The 19,974-nt window shown below is 30.6% G+C and carries 14 protein-coding genes; 3 read left to right on the plus strand and 11 right to left on the minus strand.

What is annotated here, in order from left to right; translation table 11 throughout:
* Window positions 1–19 precede the first annotated feature (19 nt).
* Complete coding sequence (locus NYQ10_RS09985; RefSeq protein WP_289880459.1) at window positions 20–2,026, plus strand: protein-disulfide reductase DsbD family protein; 2,007 nt, start codon at window positions 20–22, stop codon at window positions 2,024–2,026.
* A gap of 22 nt (window positions 2,027–2,048) precedes the next feature.
* Window positions 2,049–3,536, plus strand: coding sequence for an aminotransferase class V-fold PLP-dependent enzyme (locus NYQ10_RS09990; protein WP_289880462.1), 1,488 nt, complete (start codon window positions 2,049–2,051; stop codon window positions 3,534–3,536).
* Window positions 3,537–3,611: 75 nt separating this feature from the next.
* On the opposite strand, the gene bioB is transcribed toward NYQ10_RS09990, so the two are convergent.
* Window positions 3,612–4,592 (minus strand): biotin synthase BioB, encoded by a 981-nt coding sequence (gene bioB, locus NYQ10_RS09995; RefSeq protein WP_289880463.1) that lies wholly within the window; start codon window positions 4,590–4,592, stop codon window positions 3,612–3,614.
* A 140-nt stretch (window positions 4,593–4,732) separates the two neighbouring features.
* Between bioB and NYQ10_RS10000 the strand changes: the two genes are divergently transcribed.
* Window positions 4,733–5,047: a S24 family peptidase gene (locus tag NYQ10_RS10000; RefSeq protein WP_289880466.1), complete on the plus strand. Its 315-nt coding sequence runs from the start codon at window positions 4,733–4,735 to the stop codon at window positions 5,045–5,047.
* Window positions 5,048–5,229: 182 nt separating this feature from the next.
* On the opposite strand, the gene NYQ10_RS10005 is transcribed toward NYQ10_RS10000, so the two are convergent.
* From NYQ10_RS10005 to NYQ10_RS10050, 10 genes are all read right to left on the minus strand, one after another.
* Window positions 5,230–6,150, minus strand: a complete 921-nt coding sequence (locus NYQ10_RS10005; protein WP_289880467.1) for a bifunctional helix-turn-helix transcriptional regulator/GNAT family N-acetyltransferase — start codon at window positions 6,148–6,150, stop codon at window positions 5,230–5,232.
* Window positions 6,151–6,244: 94 nt separating this feature from the next.
* The gene (locus NYQ10_RS10010; RefSeq protein WP_289880468.1) at window positions 6,245–7,849 is read right to left on the minus strand and encodes a class I SAM-dependent methyltransferase; all 1,605 of its coding nucleotides are present in this window, start codon (window positions 7,847–7,849) and stop codon (window positions 6,245–6,247) included.
* Window positions 7,850–8,389: 540 nt separating this feature from the next.
* Entirely contained in the window at window positions 8,390–8,584 is a 195-nt protein-coding gene (locus tag NYQ10_RS10015) for a hypothetical protein (RefSeq protein WP_289880470.1), read from the minus strand.
* Between the two features lie 49 nt (window positions 8,585–8,633).
* On the minus strand, window positions 8,634–9,239 hold the full coding sequence (locus NYQ10_RS10020; protein WP_289880472.1) for a hypothetical protein: 606 nt from the start codon (window positions 9,237–9,239) through the stop codon (window positions 8,634–8,636).
* Window positions 9,239–10,207 carry a hypothetical protein gene (locus NYQ10_RS10025; RefSeq protein WP_289880474.1) on the minus strand — a complete coding sequence of 323 codons (969 nt, stop codon included), beginning with the start codon at window positions 10,205–10,207 and terminating at the stop codon, window positions 9,239–9,241. The genes NYQ10_RS10020 and NYQ10_RS10025 overlap by 1 nt, the downstream gene beginning before the upstream one ends.
* A gap of 233 nt (window positions 10,208–10,440) precedes the next feature.
* Window positions 10,441–12,987: a DUF262 domain-containing protein gene (locus NYQ10_RS10030; RefSeq protein ID WP_289880476.1), complete on the minus strand. Its 2,547-nt coding sequence runs from the start codon at window positions 12,985–12,987 to the stop codon at window positions 10,441–10,443.
* The gene (locus tag NYQ10_RS10035) at window positions 12,984–14,786 is read right to left on the minus strand and encodes a DUF262 domain-containing protein (protein WP_289880477.1); all 1,803 of its coding nucleotides are present in this window, start codon (window positions 14,784–14,786) and stop codon (window positions 12,984–12,986) included. The genes NYQ10_RS10030 and NYQ10_RS10035 overlap by 4 nt, the downstream gene beginning before the upstream one ends.
* Window positions 14,787–14,980: 194 nt before the next feature.
* Window positions 14,981–18,007, minus strand: a complete 3,027-nt coding sequence (locus NYQ10_RS10040; protein ID WP_289880479.1) for a type I restriction endonuclease subunit R — start codon at window positions 18,005–18,007, stop codon at window positions 14,981–14,983.
* A complete protein-coding gene (locus NYQ10_RS10045) occupies window positions 18,004–18,723 on the minus strand; it encodes a hypothetical protein (protein WP_289880481.1) in 720 nt (239 codons plus the stop codon). Before NYQ10_RS10045 ends, NYQ10_RS10040 begins: the two co-directional genes overlap by 4 nt.
* Window positions 18,707–19,969 (minus strand): AAA family ATPase, encoded by a 1,263-nt coding sequence (locus NYQ10_RS10050; RefSeq protein WP_289880484.1) that lies wholly within the window; start codon window positions 19,967–19,969, stop codon window positions 18,707–18,709. The genes NYQ10_RS10045 and NYQ10_RS10050 overlap by 17 nt, the downstream gene beginning before the upstream one ends.
* Window positions 19,970–19,974 lie beyond the last annotated feature (5 nt).

Raw genomic sequence — 19,974 nt, forward strand, 5'->3', positions numbered from 1 at the left:
AATCAAACTCAAAAAAACAATGAAAAAAACTATCATAACATTGCTGTTTTTGATCTCTGTAAGTATGTTTGGACAAATGTACAATCCGGTAAAATGGTCAACATCGGTAGAGAAAATCTCAGACAAAGAATATGTTTTAAAAGCGCAAGCCGTGATTCAATCTGGCTGGCATTTGTACGGGCAATATATTGAAGAAGGCGGACCTTCGAGAACTGCTTTTACTTTCAAAAACACGAAGAAAAACTTCGAATTAGTCGGAAAAACAACCGAAGAAAAAGGGCATGAAGTGGTCGATAAAATCTTCGATATGAAAATTAAATATTTTGAAGATAAAGCACTTTTTACTCAAAAGATAAAATTTACTTCAGATGCTGTTTCGAATGTTGCAGGAGAAGTTGAATTTATGGTTTGCGATGACAGCAATTGTTTACCTCCGACTTCAGAAGAATTGACGTTTAAAATTCCGACCGAAAAGAAAGTGGCTTCCGCCGAAGAAACTGCCATTTCAAAAGAAGATTCTACAGTTACAGAAGAAAAAATAGTTGCTCAAACGGAAGAAAAAACGTCAAATAAAGAGGTTCATTCACCAAAGAAAAATGAATCACGAGGATTGTTGACGATATTTATTTTAGCTTTTTTATCGGGTTTTGCAGCATTATTAACGCCTTGCGTTTTCCCAATGATTCCGATGACGGTAAGTTATTTTACCAAACAAAGTAAAACCAAAGCGGCAGGAATTAGAAACGCCATGATTTACGGAATTTCAATTGTAATCATTTATGTTTTGTTAGGATCAATTGTAACGGCTGTTTTTGGAGCAGATTCATTAAATGCACTTTCAACAAATGTTTGGTTCAATCTGATTTTCTTTATTTTATTGGTTGTTTTTGCTTGTTCTTTTTTAGGAGCTTTCGAAATTGTATTGCCAAGTTCTTTAGCCAATAAAGTTGATTCACAAGCCGATAGAGGCGGATTAATCGGGATTTTCTTTATGGCATTGGCTTTAGCAATTGTGTCATTTTCTTGCACGGGACCAATTGTTGGAACATTATTGGTCGAAGCGGCATCAAAAGGAGGAATAGCTCCAATTGTTGGTATGTTAGGATTTTCTATAGCAATCGCATTGCCATTTTCATTATTTGCAGCTTTTCCTGGCTGGTTAAATGCATTGCCAAAATCTGGCGGATGGCTAAATACGGTTAAAGTAGTTTTAGGGTTTTTAGAATTGGCTTTGGCTTTTAAATTTTTATCAAATGCCGATTTGGTTTTGCAATTGCATTGGCTTGAAAGGGAAGTTTTCTTAGCGATTTGGATTGCCGTTTTTGGAATGCTGGCTTTTTATTTATTTGGAAAAATTACTTTACCTCATGATTCTCCTTTAAATCATATTTCTGTCGGAAGATTAGGTTTCGGATTATTGGTTTTAACTTTTACTATTTATCTAATTCCGGGACTTTGGGGTGCACCTTTAAAATTAATCAGCGGATTTCCTCCTCCAATGCATTATAGCGAATCTCCAGATGGATTGGGCGGTTCTAAAATTTCAAATGAAAGTTCCAATTCATCGCTTCCAGAAGGAGCAGAACACGGTCCGCAAAACATTATTACTTTTCATGATTATGATAAAGGAATGGAATATGCGAAAAAAGAAGGAAAACCAGTTTTACTTGATTTTACAGGATATGCCTGTGTGAATTGTAGAAAAATGGAAGAATTAGTTTGGTCAGATTCAAAAGTTTTAAATACTCTAAATAATGATGTTGTTTTGATTTCGCTTTATGTTGATGATAAAAAAGAACTTCCTGAAAGCGAACAATATACTTCTGAAACTACAGGAAAAAAGATCAAAACTGTTGGGAACAAATGGAGCGATTTGCAGATTAAAACCTATAAAGCAAACGCACAGCCGTTTTATGTAATTGTAGATCATAAAAGCGAAAGTTTAACTGAGCCGTCTGCTTATAATCCAAATATAGAGGAATATTATAACTGGCTTCAAAGCGGAATCAAGAATTTTAAAAAATAGATTTTTTTTAATGTTAAATGAAATGGAAGCTACTTTGAAAACAAGCAAATTAGAACAGTATTTCTCAGAATTTAGAGAAAATACAATTGGCACAAATCATAGTTTTGAATCGATTTATGGAACTCAAAATCTATTATACGCCGATTGGATTGCCAGCGGAAGACTTTATTTTCCGATTGAAGATATAATGTTGCGAAAAATAGGTCCGATGATTGCTAATACGCATTCATTTTCGAGCCAGACCGGAAAAGCATCAACTTACGCGTATCAATATGCAAGACAGTTAATTAAAAAACACGTCAATGCATCTGATACAGATTGTTTAGTTGCAACGGGAACCGGAATGACGGCAGCTCTAAACAAACTGCAACGCATTATGGGATTGCGTTCTGAAGATAATATTTATAACGTAAAACTCAATTTTGATGATGAAAGACCTGTGGTTTTTATCACGCATATGGAGCATCATTCTAATCAAGTTCCGTGGTATGAAACTATTGCCGATGTGGTGGTTTTGCCTTGTGGCGAAAACAACTTGGTTGATCCAAAAATACTTTCTGAAGAACTTAAAAAATATGAAAGCAGGAAATTAAAAATCGGTTCGTTTACGGCTTGTTCCAATGTTACTGGAATTATTACGCCTTATTATGAATTGGCTAAAATTATGCACCAAAACGGAGGTTATTGTTTTGTAGATTTTGCTGCTTCTGCGCCTTATGTTCAGATCAATATGCATCCAGAAAATGAAGAAGAAAAATTGGATGCCATTTTCTTTTCGCCTCATAAATTTTTGGGAGGACCCGGAACTTGCGGAATTTTAATTTTCAATGAAAAACTGTATAAATCTGATTTTCCAGATAATCCGGGTGGAGGAAATGTAAAATGTACAAATCCTTGGGGAGGATTTCTTTATAGTGATGCGATAGAAGTAAAAGAAGATGGTGGAACGCCAGGTTTTTTGCAAGTTATGCGAACTGCTTTGTGTTTGGAATTGAAAGATAAAATGGGTGTTGAAAATATGAAAAATCGCGAAAAAGAATTGCTAAATCTTTGTTTTTCAGAATTGAAAAAAATACAAGGTTTGCATCTTTTAGGCGATTTAGAAACCGAAAGAATCGGTTGTGTTTCTTTCACTATAGAAAATATTCATTACAATTTGCTTGTTCGATTATTAAATGACCGTTTCGGAATTCAGGTTCGTGGCGGTTGGTCTTGCGCAAGTACGTATGCACATGTTTTGTTGCAAATTGACGAAGAAAAATCGGCAGAAATCACCAATGGAATTCTTCAAAAGAACTTAACCAAAAAACCAGGCTGGGTGAGAGTTTCACTTCATCCGATAATGACCAACGAAGAGCTTTTGTTTATTTGCAATGCTGTCAATGACATTGTTATTAATATTGAAGATTGGAAAAAAGCTTACCAATATAATCCTGTAACCAATGAGTTTGATAATCTTTTAATAACGGAAACGATTGAAGAGGATGTGAAAGAATGGTTTGTATTATAAATAGATAAAAAAAGAGTAAACCTCCAAAAAGTGGAAGTTTACTCTTTTTTTTAATTATTGAGTTTGTGAAATATTCTAAATATAGACTTGTGTGTTTTCTTTCTTTAAAGGTTTTAGTCCTAAATTTTGAAACATCTGCATATCTTCAGATATTCCAGGATTTGGAGTTACCAATAAGGTTTCGCGTTCTCCAGTAAAAATTGAATTGGCACCAGCCATAAAACACCACGCTTGTTCTTCTTCGGTCATTTCGATGCGTCCAGCACTTAGTCGAACTATAGAAGCTGGCATAATTATACGTGCTGTAGCAATCATTCGCACCATATCCCAAAGAGGCACTTTCGGATTGTTTTCTAATGGAGTTCCTTTTACTCTGGCTAATGCATTAACAGGCACAGATTCAGGATGAACAGGCATTGTAGCTAAAGTCGTTAGCATTGAAACTCTATCGGCAGCGGTTTCGCCAAGACCGATAATTCCGCCAGAACAGACCGTAATTCCTGCTTTTCTAACATTATGTATAGTATCAAGACGCTGATCAAATTTGCGCGTACTAATTATCTCATCGTAATAACTTTCTGAGGTATCCAAATTATGATTGTAAGCATAAAGTCCCGCTTCTTGAAGGCGAATGGCTTGTTCTTCAGTAAGCATTCCTAAAGTGCAGCAGACTTCTAAGCCAAGATTGTTGACTCCTTTTACCATTTCAATAACGCGATCGAAATCTTTATTATTTCTTACTTCGCGCCAAGCGGCTGCCATACAAAAACGTGACGAACCGTTTTCTTTTGCTTTTTGAGCGTGTTCAATTACGGTTTCTGTTGGCAAAAGAGACTGTACTTTTATATCGGTATGATAGCGAGCAGCTTGTCCGCAATAAGAACAATCTTCAGGACAACCGCCTGTTTTTACAGAAAGAAGTGTACAAACTTGTATTTCTGATGGTTTATGCCATTTGCGGTGAACTGTGGCAGCACTATAAACTAAGTCTAGTAAAGGCCGATCGTAAATAGCCTGAATTTCTTCTTTACTCCAATCGTGTCTTATTTCGTTCATTTTTCTATTCTTTAATTTTGAGACTTCTTTGTTGATGATCAAAAGTAATCTCTTGTTTTTTATTGAAAATGAACCGCTTTTTATATTGTAGATAGTCCGGTTGGGATTTTGATTTTAATTTGAACTAAATTTTTGAGATGATGAGAAAAACAGTTGATCCGCTGCATATAAGTCAGGAAATACCATTGTATGATTTGGAAGCAGTTTCGGGGCTAAGGGAGTTATTTAGCAGCGATGAACCACAAAGAATTTTGGATACCATAAAAATTCCAAATCTTCCAAAATGTGATGGGGCAATTTCTGTAACAGGTGATAGTATGTATCAATTATTGAAATCTGAAGATATAATTCTTTATAAAGAAACGGAATTTGAAAACATCTTTTTTGGTGAGATGTATCTTTTAAGTGTTAAGTTGAATGATTGGGAAGAATATATTACTGTGAAATATGTTTAAAAATCTGAACAGGGGCAAGACTATGTGAAATTGGTAAGTCAGAATTCTCATCACCAGCCTAAAGATATTCATATCTCAAAAATATCTGCATTGGCATTGATAAAAGCAAGTATTCGTATTAATACGATGATGTAATTCTGAAATATAAAAAAACTGCGTAAATGTTTTACGCAGTTTTTTGTTTATCCTAATTTCAAATCATATCTCTCTTCATTAAAAGTTTTCCCCCATTCTTTAACTTCTGTAGATTCAGTAAGTTCAAATCCAGCCATTTTATACATTTGAAGCGCTTTATCTTGTAAACTAGTCGTTAGGAGAAATACATTTTTGAATTTTTTGTCTTTGCAGAAATCTACAGCATCTGTCAAAAGTTTTTTACCGATTCCTAACCCTCTAAATGAAGGATCTAAAAGAAACCATCTCAATTGTGCTTCTGTTTCAGCTTGGTGTTGAATAGCGATGCAACCAACAATTTTGTTGTTATATTCTGCTATCCAAATTCTGTCATTTTCTGGAGAATAATTTTCTAAGAAATTGTAAAAAGTTTTAATAACATATTTTTCAAAATCACTTGAGAAATTTGATTCGTTTCCGTAAATAAATCCGTGTAAATAAATAATGTAACCAATATCTCCAGGTTTAATTTCATGACGATAACTAATATCGCTTCGAACAGGTTTGCTTTGAGATAAAAGATCTTTTACGGTCAACATAGAATTTAACAAATTCTCTTTTTCAAAGAAATTCAGTTTTTCAATTTGATTTTCAATTTGTTTCTCAACTTTTAAATTTAACGAATTCAATAATTCTTTTCCAGAATTACTAAGTTCAATATTAATTGCCCGTTTATCTTCTTGCGAGGCAACTTTTACAATAATATTTTCCTTTAAAAAATGTTTTAAAATTCGGCTAACGTAACCTTTATCCAGATTCAAAATTTCGGTGATTTTTTGCGCTGTAATGTTTTCGCTTTCGCTAATTTCGTAAAGGATCCGAACTTCGGTTAAAGAATAATCACTATCAAGATAATGCTGACTTAATATATCTAAGTGAGAAGTATAAAATCGGTTGAAACTTCTAATTTTTGAAGTTATAGTTTTCATAATTTTAAAATATTGCTTGATGCAAATATATAAAAATAGTTGCTTTTGTCAACTATGATATTTTTAGTTTTGAAAATCTAAAAATATTATCTACTTATTTTCCTTTCAGCAAATTAATACTTACTGAAGCGATATCTGAATCTGGAAAGCGTTTAAAAATAGATTTATCAGGAAATAATTCAGCTTGTGCGGCAATAGAATTAAAAACATCTATTTCAATAATGTATTGATCAGAAAATCCATGAGTAGCGTCGTAAGCTGTTGCGGGCGTTTTTCCTAAATTAGTAGCTGTAAGATTCGGATTAATGGTATGCAATTCAATTAAAAGCAAACCAAATTTATATACGTATGGCGACCATTTCTGTAAATGCTCCAAAAGATTATCTTCGACAAGATTATTGCTAATTCTTTTTCCTTTGTAAGCAAATGCACCAGTCGATTTACTGATTCTTTTTTCGTCAATATGTTTCGGATCTTGCCAAATTCTATTGTGATCTAAAAAAGTTCTAACATTTAGTAAATCTTTTAGGTCAATATTATAATTTTCTTTCAAATCACGTGCAAGAACATCAGGCCTTCCAATGTCTCCCCAAATTACTTTTGCCCAAATGTCTGCTTTTATAAGATTGGCTCTTGTTACTTTTAAAGCGGTTTGATTATAATCTGCGCCAACCAAAAATAAAGGATATTCGTCGAGCATTTTTCCTCGTAAAGTTTGTCTGTCAATAACTTCAAAAATGTGATGTAAAAAGGCGCCATTTCCGCAGCCCATATCTAGAATTCCTTTTGGTTGTTCTTCAATGGGTAAGTTAAAAAGTTTGATAAGAATTTCATCGACAACTTTAAAATAAGTGTCGTGAGCGCCGCCGCTTCCCCAAACGTTCATTTCGCGATAAACATGAATTTCGTTTTCTCCTTCTGCAGTTTTAAAAATATCAGGATTTCCAAAAATTAATTCTTCGATTTTAGCAAAAGTAGGAAGATAAGAAACGGTAACACCATATGCACTTGCTCTTTTGGCAAAAAACAAACCCGCTTCTGTAAACTGATAATTGCCATTTTTTTCCAAAAACCAGTCAAGATGCACAAAAAAGTCTAATATTTTTTTGAAATTTTCTGGGGATTTATGGAATTCTTCAGGTCTGAAAGAAGTTTCCATAAAATACTTGTGAAACATTCCATTCATTGCCAGACGTACAATTGTAGGTCCGATTAAATAACCTTCAATATGTTTTAAAATCTGATTTTGAATATTGTTTTTCAGCAGATCATTTGAACTTTCAATCCCATATCCATTTTTATATTTTTCAAAAATAAGATTGAGTTTTTCAAAAGGCACATCCTCAAACAAACGCGGATGAAACTGAACTGACATTTGAAGCAGTTCGACAACATCTTCGTACAGATAAAACATTGAAAAAGCTGTTTCTGTTTTTTCGTTTACTGAAATTGTAATTTCTTGTGCCTTATTATCTACTTCATAATCCAAAAATCCCTGAGAAGCTAGAACTCTCAATCCGACATTTAAATAGCCTTCATTTGCTTTAAAAGTAGTTGTAAGTTCTGCTAATTTTGTTTTTTCTTTTTTTAAAGTAAATTCTAAGACTAATTTATTTTTTAGAGCTATTGCTACTGGAGCAACAACCAATCCGTCAAGATGCCTGAAGATGGAACTTAAAAGTTGTGATTTGTCGTTCATAATACAAGAATGAAGGTTACCTTAAAAATAATGATTTTTTTTAAGTTTGCTGTTAAAATATATCTTGGATTATGATTTTTGAGTGAAGTGGGTTTTAGTTTTTTTTTTGAAGTAAGATTTTAGAATTAAAATTTCACTTTTTTATTCTAAAGTTTTTTGAATTGAGTTCTCAGTTAAAAATGATTAAATATTTAGTCTCTTTAGGATGGTTTTTAAGTAAAAAAAAACTCAATAAAAATATTGAGGTTTTAAATTCTTGCGGAGAAAGAGGCTCCGCCACCTGTATCGTAAGCACCAGCAAACACTGGGTGTCATGTTATGTCAAAAAAAGAAGGGCACTAATAGGACACTCTTAAAAATCTTGGGTTTATTAACCTCTGTAAATGTAGGAAAAAAATATCTAAATGCCTAATTATATGTGATTCTTGAAAAATTGTATTTTTAAAATTCTTCTTAAACAAGAAAAAAAATATAATTCAGAATATCTTTTCTGCAAAGCAAGGCGATTTTGTTATTAAGAGTTGCTATTTTATTCCTTTTTTATTTCTGCAAAACATAAACTATACTAAAAGAATACAATGAATTTGATGGTTGCACAATATCCGTTTTGTATATTGCCCATCCCTCAGCTAGATGTTTATTCAATTCAATTGGTTCAAATTCAAGGGTATGGTTTCCTTTTCTTAATTCTTCCGTCAACTCTGAATTGACATTGACTATTAAAACTTTCTTCATATTTATCTATATTAAATGTTCCTTTTTTTAAACTAAAGAAGTAATTATTTTAGTCTTCATCTTTGTGATCTTCCTTATTAATTAGGTTGTTTAACCTAAGATCCTCTAAATCAATTTCCTTACTATAGATAATATTAATTCTTTTAAGAATCATAAATAAAATAAGGAAAATATCGATTGTATATTTATAAAGGAAAAAACCTAGAAATAACTGAATTACAAAATTAAAATCCTTGTTGATAAGGACACATAGTAAATCGTTTAATGAATATATGTTTACAATAAGAATGGTGGAAAGAAACAATGCTATTAAGGCTTTAACAGAAACATAAACTGAAAAAGAAACATTGTATAAAGTTTCTTTAAGTAGCGCCAATCTTGTCTTCTTTTGCCTAAAAGATATTTTTAGATTTTCTGATGAAATACTTGAAATAAGAAGCACTAAGATATTTAAATAAAGTCCAATTAGAATTGACAAACAAATACCAAAAATATTTTTTACATCATTATCTGGAATTCTAATTAAAACTAAAACAGTAGAAGCTAATAGTGGAATATAAATAAATTCTTTTTTATAATCAGACTTATTCTTTCCATTAACTAGAGAGTTCTTGTGACCGATTATAATATTTTTTATATTTAATTTTGAATACATTATAAAATATTTAAATCAAAACTTCTAATTAATTTCTTAGCTTCCTTATTTATATTTTTAAATTCAGAAAACCCTTTATTATTATTAGCTACATTGATAACGTAATAGGGTCTAACCTTAAAAGTGTCTTCTAGGTCAATAGTTCTGGTATTTCCATCTTTTGTTGCCACGACCTTAACATTTGCATCATCATCAAATCCAATATTTCTAAACTCGGTTCCTTCGAAAAATCCTTCATTATTTTCTAAGTTTTTTAGTATTCTCTTTTTTGTATTAAAAGGAATCACTGAGTTCTCTAATGGAATAATTCGAAGTTCGACTTTATATTTTGAACCATCAATATAGGTTCCTAGATATTGTTCAGCCTTGTCACTGGAAATAATTTTTTGGCTTAAAGTAATGCTATTATATTGACCAAATTCTAAGTATTCCTTAATAATTTCAGATTCAACAAAATTGCTTATTTTACAATTTAATCCAGATAAATTTTCATGTATGAATTTTCTAAAAAGTTTATCAAAAACACCTTTAGCAGAATGCTTACCTTCTCTTTCTAAAACAATAAACCCATATTTCAAACCTAGTGGTACAATTATCATAAAATAATAAGGTCTTTCTACTGATTGACCTTTCTTTTTGGTATAGAGAACTGTTTTTTCTTTATTGCTTTCTACTACATCTTGCTCTTTACCGTCATCATCTCCAATCATGATTTTACCGGCAATATATCTTAAAGAATCATTAAATTTGAAAATACTTTTTACTTCGTTGCCATTTTTTACTTTTTCAATTTTTGCGGTTTTATCATCTATTTGCAAAGGAGGAAAAGTATCAACAAAATTAGGAAATCCATTTTTAAGCCTAACATATAAATCATTACCAAATACATCTTCTAAAATTACATTTTCAGTTGGTTTCCTATTTGGGTGAGCTATAAAAGTATATATTTCTAACTTTCTATTTTCCATATCTTTTCTCAAGGTTTATAATTGCAAAGGCTTATTTAACGTGCATTTTAATTTAGAGAAATTAAGTCTAATTTAATTACCAGTAAAAGAACAAATATTGAAATTTATTTATTAATATTTTTACGGAAAACCATAATCTTAATCAATTATTTACAATTCTAGTGATTAATTGCCGTTTTGCAGCAGGTATTTATACTGTTTTTTTAAATGCTCGATCCTTTTCTATTTTTTGATTATGATATTGTTTTCAGATTAGTGCACAATGTTTGAATTTCTTGCACAATGTTGCTGAAATGGATTTGTTTAAAATAATGTTTAAAGTTATCATCATAATTATAATCAGTTAGATTATTTACTATCAGTTGATTTGCTAATCTATTTCTAATTATGTCTGCTTCATTATAAAAACAAAAGTCATAAATGTTTTTATTAAGAGAATACCTAATATCTAGTCTATATATTTTATCGCTAAATTCATATCCAGTTATTGAGATACCTGGATGCCCAGTGCTACCTTTGTCCCAAAGGAACTCGATTTTTTCAAATGGCTCAATACTTAGTAATTTCTTATAAATAAATTTTAATAAAAAAATAGTTCTAAGTTCTAAATGATAACCGATTATTGTTTTTGCAGGTAGCAATCGTATATCATCATTATTGTTCCATCTAATCTCCATCAATTTAGATTGCTGCAACGGGTAGGCAGATTCAACAAAGTAATATTCCCATTGATCAATATTGTATTGGTGAGAATTTATAATATCTATTAAAATAGAATTGAAATCTAAAAGTATATTTTCTCTCTTAATAATTTCTAAGATTAGAAGTTCTAATATTTTTAATTTATCATCTTGTATAAAAACTCTTCTCCAGTTTTCATTTCTGCTACGCAAAGAATCTGTATCAGTTTTACAGAACGTCCAATTTGAATTAACTTTTATCAAATAATCTCCTAGAGATAACAAAGCTCTTTGTAATAAAAATTCTTCGGTATCTTTTTCAAATAATAAATACAATACTTTAGAATAACTTTCAAATTGCTCATAGTTATAGTTATCACCTCCGTCAGATTGACACAAATTAAAAATAAAATTAATTTGTCCGTAAAAATATGGGTGTTTTTCCAGCTTGTCAATACAAGAATGCCATTGTTCATTTTTAAGTAAATGACCTTTAATCTTTTCCTCATTAAGTTGGTTTTGATTGAAAAACCTTAATTCAAAGTTGTCAGCATTTATTATATCACTTAGTAAAACTGAGTCTAAAAAATGTTCATTAAACAAATTGTCAATGGTATTCAAGGCAATATATAGGTTTTCGGGATTTTGGATGTAAGTATTATAAATTATATTTCTTAAAATTCGCAACCAATTTTTTAAATGATTAATTTTACATGATTGAACTTTTTGAAAATATTTTATAATAGCATAATACATTGCGTGATCCCATAAGTTCAATGTAAAGGAACTCTTCTTTATGTAAGCATTTAGGATAGAATTCGAAGCAAAAGGTTTTGTTGTTACTTCAGTTATTGCAACTGTCAATTCCATATTCTCACTTAGCTTAAACAAAGCATTAAAAGCATCAGTAATAAATTCTAAAGCTTCGTAAGAAAATAATTCAAATAAAAAGTCATTGTGATCTTCTCGTTTTACGTTACTTAAAAATTTACTAATAGGAATATATTGCACTTTTTCTCTATCATAAGAATCAGTATTTCGTATATCTTGGACAAGACTTTTTAAAAAATCAGGTATTTCTCTTTCTTTGCCACTGCCTAAATGATAGTTTAATGCCATTGTTTTCAAAAAATTGAAATATAAATCATCAAGCCCTGTGTAGTCAACATCTAAATTTTTCCAAAAAAAATCTAACCAAATAGTATCAATCTTTACCCAAAAATCTCTTAAAAAAATCTTTTGTTCTTCAGAATCATATTTTTTCTCAGTAAAATTTTGCAACCAAGCTTTGAAATGCTCAAAATCGGTCAATTGTTTTCCTCTTTCATTCATTTTTATATATAACTCATCTGACTGATTCAGTTCATGCAAATCAAAAAAATCAAACGTAAATGAAAGTGTTTTTAATTCTATTTCTTTAAAGTTTAGTTCTGGTGATTTAGAAAATTCTTTGTGTATTTGCTCTAGCATTACGATCGCACCGTTAACTGTTGCGTCGTAATCCCATTTAGATAAATACCAGATATACTTACTTATTTGATCTTTTATATTTATTTTATTTTTACTATCAATATCACTTCGGATTTTAAGAATATTATCGTTACTAGATAACTCATCAAAAAAAGCCAATGCTGATTTTCTATTGTTGTATTTAAAATTGGTTAACCAATTACCATGACCATTTCCTTTTCGCATATTGATGTACCAATATAGTAGAAATAAAGTGGTTAATCTTTGCTGTCCGTCTAACGGAATAAAACGTAAAGTATTTTTTAAAGTAATTGCTTTGGTGCTAATTGTTGAATCTACATTAATGTTAAATTGATTTGCATATTGTTTTACAGTACTTAAAAGTTTTTCGACAGCTTCTGAATGCAATTGCATTTTCTCAAGCTCATCTTTACCTTCAACTTTTCCATAAATAAAACCTAAATGTATAGGCTCTCCTTTTATTATACTGCTAACTAAATTGGAGACAAATTTTTCTCGAATGTAAGTAACATTTTCTTGCTCTCTACCTTGGGCATAGTCTCTTTGTATTATAGGAATTTCTATAATATACTGATTAATTAGTTCAAAAAAAGAATAATTCTTCATCATAGCGGTACACCTAAAAATTGTTTTATTTTATTTTTTATATCTTCCACATATGCTTCTCTATCCATAGTATTCCAGTAGTTCATTGTAATTTTATCTGAAGGAGTCATTGCTTTTTGGAATACCATTTTTGTAGCTAAAGGAATATAGGCTTCATCGTCAATTAAGTTATTGATTCCAAGTACCATTTCGCGTTTTTTTCTAAAGACCTTGTTACCAACTCTAATATTTGTCAAATTATCCAAAAGGCATAGATTTGAAATACTGTCTTTGTCAAATATTTCAAGTAATTGACTCTCGATATTTTTCACGACAGTATTTGTTTTAGCTAAATCTGATAGATCAATTTCCGCCCATAATTTTAGATATTCTGCATTTAATTCTAAATCTTGTGTTATCTCTTGAAGTTCATTATACCAATCATTTAAATCGTCAAGATTTTCAAAGCCTTTTGAATTCTTAGCATAGATATGTTCAATATTCCATAGCTTGACTTTCTTAAATAAATCGAATGGAAATTTATAGTATTTGTCTGTTAGTTGTGCAACAGCTATATTATATATTAGTAAAATTTGAAATACGCTATATTTACCATACTTTATTTCGTCAGGATTGTATTTGCTTTTGAAACTTTTTTCGTCGTGAAAAAACTCCTCTACCAGAATTTGTCTTAAATAATTATTTAATTCTTCTTTGTTTGATTTCTCTTTATACTTTTCAATAATATCATGAACAGATTTGTTGGTGAGATGAACTAATGCGCCTAATAAATGATAGGTTTCTCTATTGTTAAACCATTCTTCCAATTGGCTATAAAGAGAAGAAAGATTTCTCCATTCAGGCTTTTTATCAGAATTAAAAGCTTTTTCATATTCACGATAGGTGTAAAAAAGATCTTCTGCTTTTTTGCCTTTACCTTTTTCAAGTTGTAATAAGAGAGTAATTTTATTTGCTATTTCCCTGTTATCCTTTTCACTATTTATAAAACTCCAAAAAGAAGGTAGTTTTAAATGATGTTCAATTGCATTCCATTCATCTGCAAATTGATTTTCTTCGTATGCTTTACGAGTAGCATCTGATATGCTATTTAATTCAAGTACATAAAGTCCCTTGATTAATTCTGCCTGATCAAGGTTAATCTTTCCATCATTAAAATTTATAAATGTGTTGGTAGCATTATCCGTCGTACTTTTTTCTGTATACCATATTACTTTGGTCCTGTAAAGGAGGTTTCTATGTATAACTTCTTTTCTTTCCTCAGCAATACAAAACCATCGCTTTATTATACAGTATGCCTTAAAAAAGTAGAAATTATCAACACTGTCACTTACTACATATGTATTAATAAAACTTTTTTTCCAGTAATCTGATATTTGACGATCAAGCTGCTCCTCGCTAATTTCAATAAAATCGGGAATGTTGTAATTATTTAATTGTCCTAGAAACCTATTTACACCATCTTTGTCACCTCTTGTCTCGTACTTTAAATTAAAGAAGTCACTATTGAGCAAATATTTTAAAATAAGATAGATTGTCGTTGAGCGTTGTTGACCATCAATTAATTCATAAATAGTTTCCTCCTTTTTTTTTAAAACAAGCGGTTGTAGGCAATAGAAGCTTTCTTTACTAGAATTAAAAGTAATTATGTCATTTAATAATGAATGGATTTCTCTAATTCCCCAGCGGTAACCTCGTTGATATTTATCAATCGTAAAGGTTAGCCCTTCTAGTTGATAAATAAATTTTAGAGATTCTTTAGTATTACTAATTCTGTTTATTGAATCATTTTTTATTTCCTCCACGTGTATATTAGTGTGATTTGTCTTTAATTTACAGTACATTGTTTATTCGCTTCTTAATTACTTCTTGATACTAAAAATTAATTCAAAAAAGGTAATTAAGAATGAAAATTAAAAATTAAAAATGTCTAAAAGGACCAACTTACAGGTAATCAAAATAAATTACTTATATATTATGTTCGTAACAAAGTAATAAATTATTCATTATATAATTTATTTATCTTATTAAATGCCTCTTTAGCTAACAATTCGGTCACGGTTTTATTAAAATCCTTCTCCTCCATATATCGAGCAAAAATATCTTCATTTTGATCAATGCGTTCAATGAATAATTGTTGAAGTATACTTTTAAACATCAAGGTAAATTTATCTTGGGGATTAGCTTGTGCCGCTATTATAATGTCTTCGTTTTGTATAGCTGATTCAACAATTTGGTCAAAGAAATATTGGTCAGCTTGTGTAAAATCAGTTCCAAAGCGTGTATTGACTACATCAACAATTCTTGAAAAAGGAACATGTTCTTCACGTACCATACCTGAAGCTACATCAGTAGGACCATCTAATTTATAGTACTTGTCGATATTTAGACTTATTGAACCCTCACTTATTTTTTGTAAACGATAATATTCTAATCGGATGGTATCATCAAAGCTGTAGTTTGGGCCAGTATTTCTTTTAGGTAATTTATTGGATAAATGCCTTAAATAGACAAATAGCTTTTCTAGATCGGAATCTTGATAAGGTATTATTTGACTTAAAAAAGCATATAAATTCTTATATGCAATTATTTTTCCTCTCCATAATTCAGCTTCTTCACCTTGCTCTTTTAAAAAGAATCGAAATTTTTCAACTGGAAAATCTAATACATGGTTCATCTCTTCATGATCCTTGTTGCTTTGTTTTTCTTTAGGTTTAAAGTAGATTGTTGTAAATTTATCAATATCCTCCTGGGTGAAAATATCTGCTATCAATAATTCTTGCTGGATTCTGTATAAGTTAGCAGGATCTGCTTCCCGACCTAGTAAAGCACCATCATGATAAGTTTTGAAAGCAGCTTGTATTTCTTCTCGGGCATTGACAAAATCTAATACGAATGTATCCTCTTTTAGTGGGTGTATACGATTTAATCTAGACAAAGTCTGAACCGCTTGAATTCCTGATAATCGTTTATCAACGTACATAGTATGTAACAAAGGTTGATCAAATCCCGTTTGATACTTTTCTGCTACTAATAAGATACTGTATTCTGAAGTCGCAAAATTTTCAGGTAAATCTTTTTCCTTTATACCATTATTCATTTCTACTTCAGTATAAACAGTGTCAGGTATTTTGTCGTCTTTTACTTCTCCCGAAAAAGCTACTAGAGATTTAATATTATAGCCTTTAGTTTTAATAATTTTATCAAAGCTTTGTTTATATCGAACTGCTTCTAAACGAGAGCTAGTTACTACCATAGCTTTTGCTTTACCTCCAATTTTATGCCTTGTCGATTGATAAAAATGTTCTACCATAATTTCTGTTTTCTGAGCAATATTATGCGGATGTAAACGCATGAAGCGACTTAATGCTTTAGCCGCTTTCTTTCGTTCTACTTTTGGATCATCCTCTGATGATTTTACCAACTTGTAAAATGTAGAATAAGAGGTGTAATTTTCTAAAACGTCCAAAATAAAACCTTCTTCAATTGCTTGACGCATAGTGTATTTATGAAGTGGCTCTCCATTAGTTGCAAATAATTTAATTGTTTTATGTTTTGGAGTTGCTGTAAATGCAAAAAAACTAATATTTTTTTGTTTACCTCGTTTCGCCATATTACGATATAAAGCAACCAAGCTATCTTCATTTTCTTCAGTAGCTTTTTCCTTAGCTTCGTTAGCTAAATTTTCACCTCCTAAAACTTCTTTTAAATCAGCTGCCGTTTCACCCGATTGAGAACTATGTGCTTCATCTACCAAAATGGCGTAATTTTTGGTCTTTAATAAACCTCTCGTTTCATCACCTCGTGCCTCTTCTAATTTTCGTAATTGTTCTGTAACAAACGGAAATTTTTGTAATGTAGTTATAATTATAGGTACTCCGTTTTCTAATGCTTCAGCTAATTGTTTTGAATTTTTATTTATTTTTAAAACGACTCCCTTTTTATGCTCAAATTGATAAATAGTATCTTGTAATTGTCTGTCTAACACAACACGATCTGTAATTACAACTACTGAATCAAATAACTTGGTATTGTCAGCTTTGTGCAACGAAGACAAACGATGAGCTACCCAGGCAATTGTATTACTTTTACCGCTACCTGCCGAATGTTCAATCAAATAATTGGTTCCCACATCATCATGTAACGATTTTTCGATCATGGCTCGAACTGCTTGTAACTGATGATAACGAGGAAAAATCATAGTTTCTTTTTTGACTTTTCTTCCTTCTTCAGTTATTCTGTCTTCAATTTGCAAATGGATAAATTTACCTAAAATATCCATTAAACGATCTTTTTGTAATACCTCTTTCCAAAGGTATCCCGTCTTATAACTTAATCCTTCAAAATCAATAGGATTACCAGCGCCTCCCTCATTTCCTTTATTAAAAGGAAGAAAATAAGTTGCTTCTTTTGCTAAACGAGTTGTCATTTCAACTACCTCGGTATCGACAGCAAAATGTACTAAGGTTCTTTTCTTAAATTCAAATAGCAATTCACGAGGATCACGATCATTTTGATATTGCTTCTTAGCATTATTAATATTCTGATTTGATAATGGATTTTTGAGCTCTAATGTAATCAAGGGAATACCATTAAGACTTAAAACAACGTCAATTGAATTTGGATTACGGTTGCTGTAATATAATTGACGTGTAATACCAAATATGTTCTTGTTGTAATTCGATAAAACCTCTTCATTCATAGAATGGGAAGGTTTAAAATACGCTAATTGTAATTGTTTGCCATAACATTTAAAACCATGACGCAAAGTTGATAGTACGCCATGAAGCTCAATCCATTTGATTAGGTCATAAATAATTTGATTCCCAGTATTATTACCCAAAATAGACTGTAACTTCTCCCATGTTTTAGATTGTGTTTCCTTTATAAATGCAATAATAGTTTCAGGAAATAACGCTTTGTCCTTTGCATATGAGGAATTTGGCTTATTTACATAGCCACAATCTAATAATATCTCTTCTATGCTATTTTCAAATGCTATTTCTTTAGTTTGGGGATTACTCATTTCTTTCTAGCGAATTTAAGTTTTTTTTCTAGTTTTAATAAATAAACTAAATGTTCTTGCAAAGCATGTTTTAATGGAATACAAAATTCAGCATACTTACCTCCTGAAATTTTATCAATTTCTGAAATTGCTTGAGTGGTTTTTGCTTTTTTAATAGGAGCTGCTTTCCCTATAAACTTATCAATAGCATTTTTTCTATCTTCAATTAATATAGGATGTCTTAATCCTAATAATTCAATAGTATTATTACCCCTATCTGTAACTCCTTCAACGTCACCTGATTTTGTGTATTTAAAATGATCTTCACAATTAGTTTGAAGAGGTAAGATATAATCGTCACCATTATTAACCCAATTATCATCTTTTTTAATCGCTCCAAAATATTTGTGTTTAGGAATTCCCTTAGGTGCTACTTTAGGAAAACAGGCAACCATATTAGAATAATCTAAATCAGAAACAGTTTCAATACCTTCTTCCATATGATTTCTGCACAATTCTTCAGGTTTTAGGTGTTCTATATGGCATGAGTCTAAGCCAATTCTTTTTAATGTATAAGCACATATAAAACCTTGTTCTTTTAATAATGCTTTTTTTATTGGTTTTCTTTCGGCAGTACCTAAACCAGTATCATAACGCATTTGAATACCTGCTTTTTCATTTTCAAGTTTTGTTTGAATAAAACTTGCTGGTTCATCTCCTTTAGTTATTCTCTTCATCTTCAAATAATTCAAGGTGAGCCATCTGTGCTTCAAACATTACCCATTCAGATAGATCTAAATTCTGAGCTTTGTACTTTTCAATTAAAGTTCGTGCTTCATCGAATTCAATATCATTGATTAGTTTTTGGACGGCAGCAATAGCCTCATCTGATTCTTTTAAGCGATCACTATCTTCCATTATAAATTTTAATATCCAATTAATATCCAATCCAAAGCTTTTAATGGTTTGGTCAACTTCAAAATTTTTAATGATTTGTATATTCTCGGGAAGAACTGAGGATATAATTTGTGGCGAATGCGTAGTTGCTATAAATTGGCAATTAGGAAATGTTCGTTTTAAATCGCTGACTACGGTACGTTGCCATTTAGGATGTAAGTGTAAATCCAATTCATCTATTAAAATTACAGCTTCTCCATACAATGGATTTTCTAATGTTGCATTAGCTATTGTTAATCTTCGAGCTATATCTAAAACTACTGTTAATAGAGATCTTTCTCCATCTGATAGTTGTTGTAAACTTAATGTTTTCTTATTTTTAATGATACTAAAAGTGTTTTTTTCGCCTCTCAAATCTTTAATAACTGAAAGATTAGAAAAACCTGGTAAAAAAGTATAGATTGCCTCTTTAATAGTATTTATTTTAATTAATAAATCAGGCTTTTCAATAGCTAATGCCTCTTGTGCTAAAAACCAATCTGCAAACAATCGAATTGAAAATTCTCTCTTATTATGTAAAGCATCTGCAAAAGCTATCGCTTGTCCACCAACTGTTTGACTTTTAGATGCTTTTTCTTCATTCATTAAAGAACGATGTGAGGAAAAAAAAATCCCTAAAGGTTGATTTGTTTGATTTTTATGCTCTTTAGAAATTGTCGGTTTAAATACAGGTTCATTATTAACTTCAAAAGTTTGATTTCTTATATCTTCAGTCTCTACAACTTTTGTACTCGCTTTTTGTTTAGTTAAGACAAACGAATAATCGCTTGTACCTAAACTAAGTGAAGCATTTAATTGTAAACTTTCTTTTTCAATTTGAATATCATAACTATCAAAATGATCTTTTTTGTTTTTGGAAACTGTTGATTCTGGTAATAAATGAGAAAGAACAACTCTTAAACTTTCTAAAACAGTCGTCTTTCCCACACCATTAATTCCAACAATCAAATTAAAACCGGTTTGAAACTCTAATTTAGCATGTGTAAAACCACGTACATTGGTTAATTCTAAGGTGTTTATTTTCATATTTT

Source organism: Flavobacterium johnsoniae (genome assembly GCF_030388325.1).
GTDB classification, from domain to species: Bacteria; Bacteroidota; Bacteroidia; order Flavobacteriales; family Flavobacteriaceae; genus Flavobacterium; species Flavobacterium johnsoniae_C.

Bases quoted from the DNA above. Each gene is read 5' to 3' on its own strand.
- NYQ10_RS10000 (WP_289880466.1), top strand. From the start codon at position 4,733: ATGAGAAAAACAGTTGATCCGCTGCATATAAGTCAGGAAATACCATTG.
- NYQ10_RS10040 (WP_289880479.1), bottom strand. From the start codon at position 18,007: ATGAGTAATCCCCAAACTAAAGAAATAGCATTTGAAAATAGCATAGAA.
- NYQ10_RS10050 (WP_289880484.1), bottom strand. From the start codon at position 19,969: ATGAAAATAAACACCTTAGAATTAACCAATGTACGTGGTTTTACACAT.
- NYQ10_RS10045 (WP_289880481.1), bottom strand. From the start codon at position 18,723: ATGAAGAGAATAACTAAAGGAGATGAACCAGCAAGTTTTATTCAAACA.
- NYQ10_RS10005 (WP_289880467.1), bottom strand. From the start codon at position 6,150: ATGAAAACTATAACTTCAAAAATTAGAAGTTTCAACCGATTTTATACT.
- NYQ10_RS10010 (WP_289880468.1), bottom strand. From the start codon at position 7,849: ATGAACGACAAATCACAACTTTTAAGTTCCATCTTCAGGCATCTTGAC.
- NYQ10_RS10030 (WP_289880476.1), bottom strand. From the start codon at position 12,987: ATGATGAAGAATTATTCTTTTTTTGAACTAATTAATCAGTATATTATA.
- NYQ10_RS10020 (WP_289880472.1), bottom strand. From the start codon at position 9,239: ATGTATTCAAAATTAAATATAAAAAATATTATAATCGGTCACAAGAAC.
- NYQ10_RS09990 (WP_289880462.1), top strand. From the start codon at position 2,049: ATGGAAGCTACTTTGAAAACAAGCAAATTAGAACAGTATTTCTCAGAA.
- NYQ10_RS10025 (WP_289880474.1), bottom strand. From the start codon at position 10,207: ATGGAAAATAGAAAGTTAGAAATATATACTTTTATAGCTCACCCAAAT.
- NYQ10_RS10015 (WP_289880470.1), bottom strand. From the start codon at position 8,584: ATGAAGAAAGTTTTAATAGTCAATGTCAATTCAGAGTTGACGGAAGAA.
- bioB (WP_289880463.1), bottom strand. From the start codon at position 4,592: ATGAACGAAATAAGACACGATTGGAGTAAAGAAGAAATTCAGGCTATT.
- NYQ10_RS09985 (WP_289880459.1), top strand. From the start codon at position 20: ATGAAAAAAACTATCATAACATTGCTGTTTTTGATCTCTGTAAGTATG.